Below are 15,043 nucleotides of genomic sequence, written 5' to 3'. Positions count from 1 at the left end.
GCCATGACTGAACGCACCCCCCCCGACTATCATATGTCCTTGGATGATGAGCAGCCGGAGAGCATTTTTACAAAAAAACCGGCCAGGCCGCCGAGACCGAAAACGGACAGGTCGGGTCGAGTATTTCCGTTTTTGGTCGTGACCTTGCTCGTCGTCGCTATTTTGGCCGTGGCGGTCGGCTATATGAATATCAGAGAAAGTATTTTAAGCATTCAGAACTCCGGCACGCAAAAGGCGGAAAACCTCTCGCTCGATCTTCAATCCAAATTTTCTTCCCTGTCCTTGAAATTTTCGGAATTGGAAGATAAGCTCACGCGCCTGAACACGGCATTTACGGAAAAAGCCTCCGATATCTCGAAAATAACCACCACCTTGCAAAAAGCGGTGGCCTCTCTTCAAACGGATATTCAACATACCCGCAATGCGTTGAATAAGGCTAAAACGGACAAGGAAACCAGTGAGAAAAAGCTCGCGGCGTTATCTGCGGAGCTATCGTCGATCAATAGTGCCATCAAGCCCTTGGAGAGCGCCCTGAAAGAAAGACAGGCGGCCATCAATGCAGAGCTTGAAAAAACACTGGCCGCCGTCTCATCGCTTCAGGCAAAAACAACCGAAATTTCAAATGAGATTGATCCGTTAAAAGAGGATAACGCCGCTTTGGCGCGGCAACTGACACTGTTGGATAAACGCCTCAAACAAGAAGAGAACCGCGCCGATGGGGCCGTAAGCCAGGCCGCCGTCGAAAAACTCTCCATGCAGGTTCAGGCCCTAAAGGAAAGGCTCTCGGCACTAGAACAACTTCAGAAAAAACAAGCCGCAAACAGGGTGCCCGCCACGCCGAAATCGGTAAGCCCCCAAGATCAGACAGCCTCCCCACTGCCGACAAAGGAACCGACCCTGCCCAAGCCGGGGGAAGTGATTGAACTGGATATCCGTTAACAATGAGGCGCTTTCGGTAAGAATACTACCCCATTGCCCTCAGCCCCGCCTCAATCCGCTGAATATCCTCCGGCAAATCCACTTCCGGGGAATCATAAGGGGTCACCACGACGCGAATAGAGTATCCATGCTCCAGGGCACGCAGTTGTTCCAATTTTTCGATGCGCTCCAGCGTGCCTTCCGGAAGATTTCTAAATATCTCCAGAAAGCGCCGCGTATAGGCATAAACACCAAGATGTTTATAGGTATCAAACCGGGTGCCCGCATCCCTTGCAAATGGAATGGGAGATCTTGAAAAATAAAGGGCGTCCCCTTTGACGTTGAAAGTCACCTTGACATCCTTGGGGTCGGTGATTTCCCTTTTATTGATAATCTTATAGGCCAGGGTGCTCATATCGACAGGCGCATCGGAGATAAAGGGCATCACCAGATCATCCAGGCATTCGGGATCGATGAGCGGTTGATCCCCCTGAATGTTTATTACCAAATCCTCCGGCGCCAGCCCCAGAATGCCGGCAGCTTCCGCAACCCGGTCCGTGCCGCTCCGGTTGATTGGGGAAGTCATGACGGCCCTGCCGCCAAAGCCGGTGACGGCATCATAAATTCGCTGATCGTCCGTCGCCACCACAATATCGGTGATGTTTCGCGCTCGCCCGGCTCTTTCATACACCCACTGAATCATAGGACGCCCGGCGATAAGCGCCAGGGGTTTGCCTTCAAATCTTGACGAACCGTATCGAGATGGTATGATAACGACAATTTTGTTGGGGGTCATTGGGTTCATTGGGATCATTGGGTTTGTTGGGTTTAGCCTATTCGGAAAGTAAATTATGGATCACACGACATTACATGAACTGTTACGGGCGGTCGCATCAGGGAAAACAGAGGTAACCGACGCGGCCCGTGCCTTGCACCATTTGGCCGTGGAAGACATTGAATATGCTCATATAGACCATCATCGCTCGTTGCGCAAGGGCTTTCCTGAAGTCATTTACGGCGAGGGCAAGTCAGCAGAGCAGATTATCGGCATTCTGGAAAAAATGAGTATTCAGGAAAAAATCATTCTGGTCACTCGGGTGGATTCGGATAAAGCGGAGCAGATTCTGAAACGATTTGAAAAGGCGGCGTATCATGCAGACGCCAGAATGATTGTTTTTAAAAATGACGAGATTCCGATTCGAGGAAAAGGCACGATTATGGTCATTTCCGCCGGCACGTCGGACATCCCCGTGGGAAAAGAAGCCCTTCTCACCGCAGAAGCCATGGGCAACCGGGTGGAGGCCGTTTTTGACGTCGGCGTCGCTGGTATTCACCGGTTGTTTCGCTATAAAGAAAATATCGAAAAGGCTTCGGTGATTATCGTGGTGGCCGGCATGGAGGGCGCACTGCCCAGTGTGGTCGCCGGTATGGTGCGGGCGCCGGTCATTGCCGTTCCGACCAGCATCGGATACGGCGTCAGCTTCGGCGGCCTTACCGCACTTTTCGCCATGCTCAATAGTTGCAGTTCCAATGTCGCGGTCGTCAATATCGACAACGGCTTCGGTGCGGGCTACATGGCTTCGGCCATTAATCAACTATAACACCCGGTAACAGGGGAAACGCTTGTCACAGACCCGACCACCGTCCCGGAATCGTCGGTTTTTTTAAGGACGCATCAAGCAGGATAAGAAATTTTTTTCGTGAAATTTCCGTCGCACCGAAATTCACCAGGTGCGCGGTGGTTACCTGACAATCGATCATGTCAAAGTTAAGTGCGGTTAACTGCCGAACCAACGTGACAAATGCCGCCTTGGAAGCATTGGCGACTTTAGTAAACATGGATTCACCAAAAAAACACCTTCCCAGTGAGACGCCGTAGAGTCCGCCGACCAGTTGCCCATTCCGCCAAGCCTCCACCGAATGCGCCTGTCCGAATTCATGCAGGGTTTCGTAAGCCTCTATCATCTCCGGTACCAACCAGGTCCCTTCGTTTTTCTGCGCTCTCGACTCGGCGCATGCGCGAATAACTTCAGGGAATGCCCGATCAAAGGAAATTTGAAATTCCCCTTTTCGAAGTATGCGCTCAAGCCTTTTCGATACGTGCAACGCATGGGGAAACAGCACCAGCCGCGGATCTGGGGACCACCATAGTATAGGCTCTCCCCCTGAATACCAGGGGAAAATACCGCTCCGATAGGCTTTGATCAGCCGCTCGCGACTTAAATCTCCCCCCACGGCCAATAGGCCGCTTTTATCCGCCAGGTGCGGTGGTGGAAAGGCAATTGTGTTTGAAAGTAAAAATACCGGCATGCAACGAACTATACAGCGGAAAGAAGGGGAAAAAAACCGTAATTTTTTTTAAATCTGCCAATGATGTTTTTTCCCCTTGCTTTTCATTGTCTTCCAGATTAGGATTCCGGGTTGTCAAAGCATATTTTATTCGTTCTTGGTATCAATCACCAGCTTGAACCATGCACAGACAGAAAGGGTATTACGACATGGCGAAAGTATTCCGGCCCAGCACCCGCGAATCATCTATTTTGTCAAAAATCGAATCATCCAAGGAATATGAACGCCGTCGCCAAATAAACGCCACCCGTGACTGCCTTGATGCCCTTGCCAATGCCATCGCCATGAAACTGGTGGAGGAAAAATTGGTGGAAACCACCAACAAAAACTCCCTGGAAGAGCAACTCGTCAAAAGCATTGGAAAACTGAGCCACGCGGATGATTTTGAAATCGATTATCAAGTGGCGCCCGTGCGAAATATAGTCACTGCCCCCAATGTGGTCGCTTTATACCTTACCGCCTTTGTGATCGAACAGGTGGTCAAGCATAAAGATGTGGTGGACGTTTTCGGTTCGGATGAAGATATTTATTATTGCATCAACAAACAGGTCAATAAATTTATCACCACCTGATGCGCCCTTCATACCACCCCCGGCTAGTCAACGGTCCGTTTGAAGACCCCGGTGTTTTTGTTTCTCTTTTCCTCTATAAACGCGCCTTTCTTTTCGATCTCGGAGATCTTCACGCGTTAAGCCCCAAAGATATTTTAAAGGTCACCCATGCGTTTGTTTCCCATACGCACATGGATCACTTTATCGGTTTCGACCATCTGCTGCGGTTGTTTCTCGGACGGGAAAAAGATCTTCATCTCTTCGGGCCAAGGGGATTTATACATAATATCGAAGGCAAGCTCGCCGGTTATACATGGAATCTGGTGGACCAATATCACTACCGATTCACATTGCACGTCTCGGAAGTACATGCCGATCACATTCTGACGCGGCGCTTCCATTGCCCGGATCAATTCAGGCCGGACGGGCCACCCGAAAAAAAAGTTTTTTCAGGCGTTCTTCTGTCTGAGCCCCCCCTCACAGTCTCTACGGTGGTTCTGGATCACAAAATCGATTCCCTGGGCTTTCGTCTTTCAGAACGATTTCACATCAATATTCTCAAATCCGCGCTGAACCGCCTGAATTTACCGGTGGGACCATGGATTCGCCGATTGAAGGAAACCCTTTACGAAGGCGCTCCCCGCGACTCCATTATTGAAATCCCTTGCGGAGAGAATTTGTCGGAAACCCGAAATTTTGAAATAGGCACACTGGCAGACCAAGTAGCGCTGATCACGCCCGGTCAATCCATCGGGTATATTTCCGACGCGGCAGGCCATCAATCCAATATGGAGAAAATGATCCAATTGGTTCACGGCGTAGATCATCTGTTCATTGAAGCGCCTTTTCTGGATAGCGACCGGCATCTTGCGGAAAACACCCATCACTTGACGGCTCGCCAGGCAGGCCATATCGCCCGGGAAGCCGGTGTGCGAAGATGCACCCTATTCCATTTTTCTCCCCGCTACACCGAAGTGCCGCATCTATTGGAACAGGAGGCGGCCCAAGCCGCCGGACCGACGGTTATCATTGATTCCCCGGCTGCTTCCCGACAGGGTGGTACGTGCACGTAAACGTGCGCGTGCGCGTGCACGAATCTAAAAACCCCCGTCACGCCGCCATCAATTTAATACCGATGGCGCTAACCAAAAAAGGCCTTTATGCCATCCACCACCATTTCCAGCTGCGATGACGTCAATTCCGGATAGATGGGCAGGGCAAGGGTTTCGTCCGCCGCCGTTTCGGCCACGGGAAACGCGCCCCGCCGGTATGCCAGATAAGCAAAGCAATCCTGAAGATGCAGGGGCACCGGGTAATAAATTTCAACCCCGATGCTGGCATTCGTCAGAAAATCCCGCAAGGCGTCTCTTTTTCCGGGAACCCGAATCACAAATTGGTTATAGATGTGGCGAGACTCGCGCGCCTCGGGTAGCGTGACAAGGCCGTCCAGCCCGGCCGCCTGAAAAAGCGTACGGTAGGTTTGCGCATTTTCCTGTCGCTTTTGGGTCCAGGCATCCAGATATTTCAGCTTGATTGCTACGACGGCGGCCTGCAAGGCATCGAGCCTGAAATTCCCGCCGATCACGCGATGGTAATATTTGGGATTTCCCCCATGGACCCGCAGAATCTTTAATTTTTCATACGATTCAGGGGCATTGGTGGTGACCAGGCCGCCGTCCCCGAACGCCCCCAGGTTCTTGGAAGGAAAAAAGGAAAAGCAGCCGTAATCGCCAATGGATCCGGCCGAACGGCCTTTGAACTGAGCACCGATGGCTTGCGCGGCATCTTCTATGACGGTCAGCCCGTACGCTTGCGCCAGCGACAAGATGCCGTCCATGTCGGCGCATTGTCCGTAAAGATGGACCGGAATAATCGCCTTGACGGTTTGCCGATCCGAAGATGACATAGTTTCCAGGACCTGGCGCACGCACACCGGAGACAGATTATAAGTAGCCGGATCAATATCGGCAAACACGGGGCGCGCTCCCAAACGGGCAATCGCACCGGCTGTCGCAAAAAACGTATAGGGGCTGGTAAGAACCCTGTCGCCGGGGCCGATGCCCGCATCCATCAGGGCGATCAATAACGCATCGGTGCCCGATGACACCCCGACGGCAAATTTCGCGTGGCAATAGGCGGCCACGGCTTTTTCCAGATGATCTACCTCCGGCCCCAAAATAAAATGTTGGCTTTCGCAAATCTCTTCTATCTTGGCCAACACCTCCGCTTTAATCGTTTGATATTGACCTTTAAGGTCAAGCAAGGGTACTTTCATTGTTATCGCATCTCCTTCGGGAATTCCCCCAGCGAGTTGTCATGGAATCGATCGACTCGAACATGAATCCCATGCAGTTGCATTTTCCCTATATTTTCAATGGTTGTATTTTCAAACTGGCTGATCCCGACACTCTGCCCCCGGCTGATTTCCTGCTTTTTATCTCCGATTGTCAACCGCGCCGTCCCCTGCGTGACCGTTAATTGGCTTGTCCCACCCGCGCCACCGGTCATCGGAAATGCATGGCCCGGATAGAGGCTTATTCGTTCTACCCGGTAACCGTCCCCTTTTCCCAGAAGGGTCACCGTTCCCCAGGGATAATAAACCGTCCGGTGGTGATGATACTCTCCCCGGCCCGCCTCCTTTAGCCTGGAAACAATCGATTTCACGTCGCGACTGTTTTCTAAGTTGGAGATGAACACGGAATCAGGCGTATCCACAACCACCAGATTTTCAATCGAATGGGTGGCCACCAGCCGATGCGCCCCCATCACAAAACAGTTTTTCGTTTTTTCGGCAATGACATCGCCGTCCAGAATATTGCCTTGGCCGTCCTTGGGTAAAAAATCATAAAGCGACTTCCATGAGCCGATATCGCTCCACCCGAAATCCGACGGCAACACGACCCCTTTGTCGGTTCGCTCCATGATGGCAACATCAATCGAAATATCGGAAAGTTGTTCATAATCGCCGGTAGGCACCGGGTCTTCCACGGAAGTGATCTCGCGCATCTTTTCATAAAGCGCCGGTTCGTATTGCTTAAATTCCCCCGCGATCACCGAGGCCCGAAAAGCGAACATGCCGCTGTTCCAGAAATAATTTCCGGCATCAATGTACCGGCGCGCCGTCTCCAGATCGGGTTTTTCAACAAAGCGCTTGATAGACAAGGCCCCTTCTTCCACTGGCCCTTCGCCCTCGATATACCCGTAGCCGGTTTCGGGAAAATCCGCCCGAATGCCGAAGGTAACCACATGGCCGGATTGCGCCAGCCGAACCGCAGCGGAAAGCTTCTCCTGAAACGCCTGAGAATCCCGAATGACATGGTCCGCCGGAAATACGCAGATAACGGCATCGGGCGCTTGTTTCAGAACATGCATCACGCCCAGCAACACAGCCGGACCGGTATTGCGGCCGCAGGGTTCGCGAATAATTTTTCCTTTTGGATCAATGCCGACATCCGCCATGTGCCGGCCGATTTCATAATAATGTTCCTGGCCGCATACGATGCGAACATGCTCGATATTGACCATGTGCCCGAGTCGTTTGATGGTATTTTGAACCAGCGAATCCTTGCCAATCAGCTTGACCAGTTGTTTGGGGTACAGCTCCCGAGAAACCGGCCACAGCCGCGTACCGGAACCACCGGCCAGCAATACCGCATATACGGGAAGTTCTTCTTCAGGCATTCTTCGCGATCCCTTTTTCCGCAATAAAGTCTACTGGCTCCCCTCAAAGGGACACCGACGTCGTTAACCGTGCACATAAACGTGCACATGCGCGTGCATGTGCGTCGTTAACCGTGCACGTAAACGTACACGTGCGCGTGCACGTGCACGGCTCTTCAGCAATCAACTTATTTTCGACAGCATTGAAACAAATTAATGTCTTGTTCATGACGATGTCACCGCCATAACCGGCTTATTTTCTTTAGACCACTACCGTGCACGTGCACGCGCACGTGTACGTTTGCGTGCACGAATTCAAGATCACTTCGGCTCAAGGGTACGCTCCCCCCTATTTTCGACGGCCGTATTTTCGGCCGTTTCCATTTCCATTGCCGTTGATCGTTTTTGCCGGGACACAGACGGTGCTGAACACCTCGTAGCCGAACAAGGCATTGACATTGCGCTTTAATTCCTCTCCCGCCTTAAGGCGAACCGTTTCCGGCAATTCGAGCACGGTTTCCATTCGATTGGAATCTATCAAGTGAACAAAGGCCGCGCATGTCCCGGAATGACCGGCCAGAAGTTCACGCAATCTGAGAAGTTGCGCTCGGTCCGTCCGGGTATTTTCCAACCGAATATGAACGGTCGCGGACCAGGTTTCCTCGGCCTTGTCCATGGGGATGATGGTTTCCCCTATTATTTTATGTGTATTTTCATCTTTCTGAAGTTGCCCCTGAACCATCACGGCGCCGTCAGCAATCAGCAAATCCGACACTTGTGAATAAAGGGAAGAGAAAACGACGACCTCAACGGTTCCCTGCATATCCTCCAACGCGACAAAGGCCATCGACTCCCCTTTTTTGGTTTTGATGACTTTAACACTGCTGATCAGCCCGCCGATTCTCACCGGCGCACCGTCCGGTAGATCCTCTATGGACAGGGCGTTGGCATTGGCAAATTTCTCCAAAACCGCTTCATGCCGGTTCAACGGATGTCCGGAAACATAAAATCCAATGACTTCCTTTTCATTAGCCAGGCGGGTGCGATCCCCCCACTCGGTTAAATCCGGCATGGGCGGCAGGTTGATTGAGACGGCGGCCTTGGGGCCCATATCGAACAGCCCCATCTGGGGATTCGATCGCTCCTTTTGGACCCGTTGGGCATAATCCAGCGCATCTTCCAAGACAGCCGTCATTTGGCTTCGCTTGGCGCCCAGAGAGTCAAAGGCCCCGCATTTAATAAGACTTTCAAGCACCCGCTTATTGACTTTTCTCAGATCCACCCGCTCACAGAATTCGAACAGGGAAGTAAACGGGCGGGGCTTGCCGTCCGGGCCGCTATTTCGAGCATCAATAATCGATTCAATGGCCCCTTCCCCCACGTTTTTAACCGCCACGAGGCCAAAGCGAATGCGGTTATTCCTCACGGTAAACTCGATGCCGCTCTCGTTGATGTCGGGGGGTAAAATGGGAATATCATGCTTTCGGCACTCGGTGATGAATTTTACAACCGCATCGGAGTTCTGCATTTCACTGGTTAGCAACGCGGCCATGAGCTCCACCGGATAATGGGCTTTTAAAAATGCCGTTTGATAAGCGATCAACGCGTAGGCGGCGCTATGGGATTTATTGAACCCATAGCCACCGAATTTTTCCATCAGATCAAAAAGTTGCCCCGCCTTATCTTTGGGAATATTGTTTTCAGCCGCACCCGTTAGAAACCGCTCCCGATGCTGCGCCATAATCTCCGTGATCTTCTTTCCCATGGCCTTTCTCAGCCCGTCCGCTTCGGCCATGGAGTAATTGGCCAGATCGCTTGCGATCTTCATGACCTGCTCCTGGTAGACGATCACGCCATAGGTCTCATTGAGAATGGGGGCCAGTTGCGGCACAAGATACTCGACGGCCTTGCGGCCATGTTTTCGTTCCACAAAATCATCCACCATCCCGCTTTCCAGAGGACCGGGACGATACAGGGCCACCAGCGCGACCACATCGGCAAAGCAGGCCGGACGAAGGCGGGTCAGCAAATCTTTCATGCCGCTGCTTTCCAGCTGAAACACACCGGTCGTGTCTCCCGAACTCAACAACCGGTAGGTCGCCTCATCGGAAAGATTCAGATCGGACAAATCGGGCGGCGGCGCCCCCTGCTCGGCAATCAGTTTGAGGGCTCGATCAATCACCGTGAGGTTTCTCAAGCCGAGAAAGTCGAATTTAACCAGTCCGATCTGCTCCACCCGCTTCATGTCGAACTGGGTGACCACTCCCCCCTTTTTGCCTCTATAAAGGGGCAAATACTCCACCAATTGTTTATCGCCGATCACCACACCGGCGGCATGGGTGGACGCATGCCGCTGCAGGCCTTCGAGCACCCGGCAAATTTGAATCAGCTCCTTGATATCCGGCCGTTCCTCGGCCAATTGAAGTATTCTCGGCTCTTGCTCAAGGGCTTTTTCAAGGCTGATGTTCAACGTTTCGGGCACCATCTTGGCAATGGCATCCACATCCTTGAGCGGAATATCAAGCGCGCGGCCCACATCCCGAATAACCAATCTGGTTTTCATCTTTCCAAACGTGATGATCTGGGCGACATACTCGCCGCCGCCGTAACGATCCACCACATACTTAAAGACCTTCTCCCGGCCATTGATGCAAAAATCAACATCGATATCCGGCATGCTGATTCGGGCCGGATTCAGAAACCGCTCAAAGATCAGGCCATGCTCAATGGGGTCCAGATCGGTAATTCGCATGGCGTAAGCGACTAGGCTGCCGGCGGCGGAACCGCGCCCCGGCCCCACGGGCACGTCGTTTTCCCGCCCGTATCGAATAAAGTCCGCCACAATCAGAAAATATCCGGAAAACCCCATGCGCTTAATGATCTCTTTTTCATAATCAAGCCGCTTCCGATAGACCGGTTCATCCACGGTCGGGGTCTTTCGGCGAATCAGGGACATGACTTTTTCAAAACCCGCTTCCACGGTCTCATCGAAAAGATCGTCCGCGCTTTTGCCCGATTGGGTTTCAAACTTCGGGAAGTGATAGGTGTTGAAATCAAACTCGACATGACACCTGTCTGCAATGGCCCGTGTGTTGGCGATGGCATTGGGAAAGTGACCCAGCGTGGCCTTCATCTCCTCGCCGGATTTAAAATAAAGCTGATCCGTCGCGAACTTGAAGCGATCCTTGTCCTTGACGGTTTTTCCGGTTTGTACGCACAGCAACACTTCATGGGCATGCACGTCCGATTGATCAAGATAATGGCAGTCATTGGTCGCCACCATGGGAATCGAGAGTTGATTGCTCAGTTCCAGCAAGCCCTGGTTCACGATCTGCTGCTCGGGAATACCGTTGTGCTGGGCTTCCAGGAAAAAATTATTTTCACCGAAGAGGGATTGATACCATTGGGCCGTTTTTTGGGCTTCCGCCATTTTCCCCGCTTTGATCAATAAGGGAATTTCCCCATGAAGACAGGCGGAAAGCGCGATCAGCCCCTTTCTGTGCGCCTGAAGTACTTCCCGATCGATGCGGGGCCTGTAATAAAAGCCCTCCAATTGCGCGATGCTGGCAAGTTTGCAAAGGTTTCGATATCCTTCCTGATTTTCAGCCAACAGCACCAGGTGGGTAACCCCTTTATGATCCACGGGTGTTTTATCGGTCAGCCTTCGCGGGGCGAGATAACATTCGCACCCGATAATCGGCTTCATGCCGGCTTTCAGCGCTTTTTCGTAAAACTCCAGCGTACCAAACATGGTGCCGTGATCGGTAATGGCAACCGCGTTCATCTTAAACTCGGCTGCTCGCTTAAGCATGGCATCGATTCGAATCGCACCGTCTAACAGGCTGTATTGCGTGTGAATGTGCAGATGGACGAAATCGGAATGTGCTTCGTTCATATCGGATCACAACTATGGGTCGGTGAAAAGTTGAAGGAGCAGATAGCAGCCCCGCCGTCAAGCGGCGAGGCTGCCGATCAGTTCCATTAATCGAGGCGGTAGTTCGGTGCTTCCTTGGTAATGATGACATCGTGAACATGACTTTCACGCATGCCGGCGGCGCTTATTTTCATAAATCTGGCTTTCTCGCGCAGCTCTTCAATGGTCCGGCACCCGAGGTATCCCATACCCGCCTTGAGGCCACCCACCAACTGAAACAGGTTGGCGGAAAGAGACCCCGCATAAGGAACCCGGCCGACAATGCCCTCGGGGACGAGCTTGTCGATATCTTCATCGTCTCCCTGATAGTATCTGTCCTTGCTGCCCATTTTCATGGCTTCAAGCGATCCCATGCCTCTGTAGACCTTATAACTTCTACCTTGCAGAAAAACCTTTTCTCCGGGGCTCTCATCGGTTCCAGCCAAAATGCCGCCGACCATAACCACATGTGCGCCAGCGCCGATGGCCTTTGCGATATCACCCGAAAACCGAATGCCGCCATCGGCGATCAAAGGGACGCCGGTTTTCCCGGAAATCGATTTGCAGTTCATAATAGCGGTAATCTGCGGCACACCGACACCGGCGACAATGCGGGTCGTGCAAATCGATCCAGGACCGATACCGATTTTCACGCCATCCACCCCGGCTGCAATCAAATCCTCCGCGCCCTTTCCGGTAGCAACATTACCGGCAATCAGGTCGATATTGGCAAATGTCCCCTTCAACTGAATGACCGCGTCAATGACATTTTTGGAATGTCCATGGGAGGTATCAATGAGAATAACATCCGCACCCGCTTTCACCAGCGCATCCGCCCGTTCCATCATGTCCGATCCGACGCCGACCGCCGCCCCCACCCGCAACCGCCCCATGCCGTCTTTACACGCATGCGGGTATTTGATAATCTTTTCAATATCCTTGATCGTGATCAGGCCCGTCAAACGCCCGTTTTTATCCACAACCAGCAGCTTTTCTATCCGGTGTTTGTGCAGAAGTCTTTTGGACTCTTCCATGGAGATGCCTTCGGTAACGGTGATCAGGTTGTCCTTGGTCATCACATCGGATACCTTTTTCTCCAGATCGGTTTCAAATCTTAAATCCCGGTTGGTCACAATCCCCACAAGCTGATCCGCCTGGGTGACCGGCACGCCGGAAATATGATATTCCTGCATCAATTTGAGCACTTCGTGAATTTTTTGATCCGGATGAATGGTAACAGGATCCACGATCATGCCGGACTCCGATTTTTTGACCTTTCCCACCTCGATCGCCTGATGAGCGGCATCCATGTTCCGGTGAATAAACCCCATGCCCCCCGCTCGAGCCATGCTGATGGAGGTCGCCGCTTCGGTGACCGTATCCATGGCGGCACTGACGATGGGAATATTGAGGCTGATATTCCGGGTCAAGCGGGTGCTCGTATGCACATCCTTGGGTAAGACGTCGGAATAGCTAGGAATTAAAAGAACATCATCAAACGCATATCCCTCTTCCGGTGGTATTTTCATATTCGTGCTCCCAATGCTTTTGCGCCCATCCTGCGTATCCAATACAATCCGAGCGTCATGAGCGAAGAAACGCCGTCTCGCCAAGCCGCGTCAATCAGTTTGTTACAGCCTGAATGCGCCACTATTATTTAAAAAAGAGTCAACCCGCCTTGAAATCAAAGCCCACATCGTCTTCAGTCAGTCGGGTTGCAGCCCCAATAACAAATGAAACCGCCTTTCGCAATCTTTTATTTCGCCTCAACTTTCTTGACAACCAAGGCGTACCCTAATACAAACGAATTTCCTTTTCTCCATTCTCATTCCGGGTTGGCCGGTTTAAAGAATAACTGTTTTTCACAGGTACCCATGCTGATCAATATTAATCCGCAAAATCCCCAACAGCGTCTCATTCATCAAGTTATCACCTTGATGAAAGAGGGGGGGATTATTGCCTATCCAACCGATACCCATTATGGCATCGGCTGTGATATTTTAAACAAAAAAGCGATCGAAACGATTTATGCCTTAAAACAACGCGACAAGAAAAAACCGTTCAGTTTCATCTGCTCGGACCTGACCCATATCAGCCTGTATGCCAAAGTAACCAATTATGCTTACAAGACCATGCGGCGATTGTTGCCCGGTCCCTATACCTTTATTCTCGAAGGCTCCAAACTGGTGCCGAAAATGATGCTGACCAAGCGAAAAACCGCGGGGATCCGTGTGCCCAATCACGCTATTTGCCAGGCACTCACCCGAGCGCTCGGCAACCCGATCATTTCCACCAGCGTCACGCTTCCCAACGGCGACCTGCTAAATGAACCATGGCTGATCAACGAACACCTCGGTCACCGCATAGACGCCGTCATCGACGGCGGCCCCGTGCCGGGCGTTCAGTCCAGCGTAATTTCCCTGATAGATGATGAACCGGAAATTCTCCGCGAAGGCGCCGGCGATATCAGCATGTTCTCTTAATCCGGCGAAGCCGGAAGCTGGGCTGCTTGGCGGCTGGACTGCTGGGCAGCCAACGAACTTTTCCGGTAAGGCACGCTTTTTCGCGCTTGTTGCCAATAAAAAGTCTACGCTGGCTATGATCCGGGACGATAGAGATAGGCCGCTTCCATGGAAGGATTTGTCAATTGACGCGTCAACCGATGCACCATGGAATCGGTGAGATATTGGATAAGAGATAACTGCTCACGCTGCGCATAAACCGGAACGACCCTGCCGGTGATGCCCCCCAACCGGCCGGCCCACTCAATGGCATCTTCCAGATTCCCCATCTGATCCACCAGGCCGTTGGCTTTTGCTTCCTCGCCCGAAAAAATTCGGCCATCCGCCAAAGGCTCGATCTCAGCCGTGGGCCGTCCCCTGCCTTCGGATACATCCCGAACAAACTGGTATCTTGTTTTATTGACAAACTCCTGAAGCAATTCTTTCTCTTTTTCCGTCATTGGGCGCACCGGTGATGCGATGTCTTTAAACTCGCCGCTTTTGATCACCACCGGCGAAAGGCCAATTTTCTGAAACAGGGTTTCAAAATTGGTATACCCGATGATCACACCAATACTGCCCGTAATCGTTCCGGGGTTTGCCATGATACCGTTTGTACCTGCAGCAATATAATATCCGCCCGAAGCCGCCACGGATCCCATGGAAGCGATTATCTTCTTTAGGGGAATCGTTTTCCGAATCTCTCTGAAAATTTCCTGAGAAGGGCCGACACCCCCTCCGGGGGAATTGATTCTGATCACAATCGCTTTGATCGTATCATCTTCACGAAATTGCTTGATTTGGCGAAGCGTTTCCTTTGAGTCGATAATGGCGCCGGTGATCTCAACAACACCGACTTTCTCACCCCTTATGGTAGAAAGGTTGGTAATGCCGACGCCGCCGACGCCGATAAAGATAAAAAAGAAAATCAGAACCATACTCACGCCAGAAATAGTGCTGATCATTAGCAGAAAAAATAAATAGGGGTGTCTTCTGGAAAACATTCGAATGTCCCTTTGCCGACGCTACTAATTGATAAGTAAATAAAAAATATTATTTTCACCACAAGGGCACGAAGAGATGCAACAAAATAGATTCAGTTTGGTGTAACTTTGTACGCTTGCAGTTATATTGATAAAAGAGCTGTTCGG

General features: G+C 51.7%; 12 protein-coding genes. 5 read left to right on the top strand and 7 right to left on the bottom strand.

The genetic code is table 11. The annotated features are described in order from the left end of the window. Nucleotides 1-3: 3 nt before the first annotated feature. Nucleotides 4-939: a hypothetical protein gene (locus RBT11_13375; protein ID MDX9787768.1), complete on the top strand. Its 936-nt coding sequence runs from the start codon at nucleotides 4-6 to the stop codon at nucleotides 937-939. Nucleotides 940-964: 25 nt separating this feature from the next. On the opposite strand, the gene kdsB is transcribed toward RBT11_13375, so the two are convergent. Next, nucleotides 965-1,714, bottom strand: a complete 750-nt coding sequence (gene kdsB, locus RBT11_13370) for a 3-deoxy-manno-octulosonate cytidylyltransferase (protein MDX9787767.1) — start codon at nucleotides 1,712-1,714, stop codon at nucleotides 965-967. A 55-nt stretch (nucleotides 1,715-1,769) separates the two neighbouring features. Here kdsB and larB point away from each other — a divergent pair, with 55 nt between their 5' ends. Further along, complete coding sequence (gene larB, locus RBT11_13365) at nucleotides 1,770-2,519, top strand: nickel pincer cofactor biosynthesis protein LarB (protein ID MDX9787766.1); 750 nt, start codon at nucleotides 1,770-1,772, stop codon at nucleotides 2,517-2,519. A gap of 25 nt (nucleotides 2,520-2,544) precedes the next feature. On the opposite strand, the gene aat is transcribed toward larB, so the two are convergent. Next, entirely contained in the window at nucleotides 2,545-3,228 is a 684-nt protein-coding gene (gene aat, locus RBT11_13360; protein MDX9787765.1) for a leucyl/phenylalanyl-tRNA--protein transferase, read from the bottom strand. Between the two features lie 188 nt (nucleotides 3,229-3,416). Between aat and RBT11_13355 the strand changes: the two genes are divergently transcribed. Together RBT11_13355 and RBT11_13350 are read left to right on the top strand one after the other, a co-directional pair. Further along, nucleotides 3,417-3,839, top strand: a complete 423-nt coding sequence (locus RBT11_13355; GenBank protein MDX9787764.1) for a hypothetical protein — start codon at nucleotides 3,417-3,419, stop codon at nucleotides 3,837-3,839. Continuing rightward, nucleotides 3,839-4,891: a ribonuclease Z gene (locus RBT11_13350; protein ID MDX9787763.1), complete on the top strand. Its 1,053-nt coding sequence runs from the start codon at nucleotides 3,839-3,841 to the stop codon at nucleotides 4,889-4,891. The genes RBT11_13355 and RBT11_13350 overlap by 1 nt, the downstream gene beginning before the upstream one ends. A gap of 68 nt (nucleotides 4,892-4,959) precedes the next feature. Here the strand turns inward: RBT11_13350 and RBT11_13345 are convergent, their stop codons facing one another. The 4 genes from RBT11_13345 to guaB form a co-directional block, all read right to left on the bottom strand. Next, nucleotides 4,960-6,093, bottom strand: coding sequence for a DegT/DnrJ/EryC1/StrS family aminotransferase (locus RBT11_13345; GenBank protein ID MDX9787762.1), 1,134 nt, complete (start codon nucleotides 6,091-6,093; stop codon nucleotides 4,960-4,962). Nucleotides 6,094-6,095: 2 nt separating this feature from the next. Further along, on the bottom strand, nucleotides 6,096-7,499 hold the full coding sequence (locus tag RBT11_13340; GenBank protein MDX9787761.1) for a mannose-1-phosphate guanylyltransferase/mannose-6-phosphate isomerase: 1,404 nt from the start codon (nucleotides 7,497-7,499) through the stop codon (nucleotides 6,096-6,098). Between the two features lie 328 nt (nucleotides 7,500-7,827). After that, nucleotides 7,828-11,373 (bottom strand): DNA polymerase III subunit alpha, encoded by a 3,546-nt coding sequence (gene dnaE, locus RBT11_13335; GenBank protein MDX9787760.1) that lies wholly within the window; start codon nucleotides 11,371-11,373, stop codon nucleotides 7,828-7,830. A gap of 86 nt (nucleotides 11,374-11,459) precedes the next feature. Continuing rightward, nucleotides 11,460-12,920 (bottom strand): IMP dehydrogenase, encoded by a 1,461-nt coding sequence (guaB, locus tag RBT11_13330; GenBank protein ID MDX9787759.1) that lies wholly within the window; start codon nucleotides 12,918-12,920, stop codon nucleotides 11,460-11,462. A gap of 345 nt (nucleotides 12,921-13,265) precedes the next feature. On the opposite strand from guaB, the gene RBT11_13325 reads away from it, so the two are divergent. Continuing rightward, a complete protein-coding gene (locus RBT11_13325) occupies nucleotides 13,266-13,874 on the top strand; it encodes an L-threonylcarbamoyladenylate synthase (GenBank protein MDX9787758.1) in 609 nt (202 codons plus the stop codon). A 113-nt stretch (nucleotides 13,875-13,987) separates the two neighbouring features. Here the strand turns inward: RBT11_13325 and sppA are convergent, their stop codons facing one another. Beyond that, complete coding sequence (gene sppA, locus RBT11_13320) at nucleotides 13,988-14,896, bottom strand: signal peptide peptidase SppA (protein MDX9787757.1); 909 nt, start codon at nucleotides 14,894-14,896, stop codon at nucleotides 13,988-13,990. Between the last annotated feature and the right edge of the window lie 147 nt (nucleotides 14,897-15,043).

The organism is Desulfobacterales bacterium (genome assembly GCA_034003325.1).
GTDB lineage: Bacteria > Desulfobacterota > Desulfobacteria > Desulfobacterales > JAFDDL01 > JAVEYW01.
The sequence above is the reverse complement of the archived record's forward strand: the minus strand, read 5'-3'. Positions and strand labels throughout refer to the sequence as shown.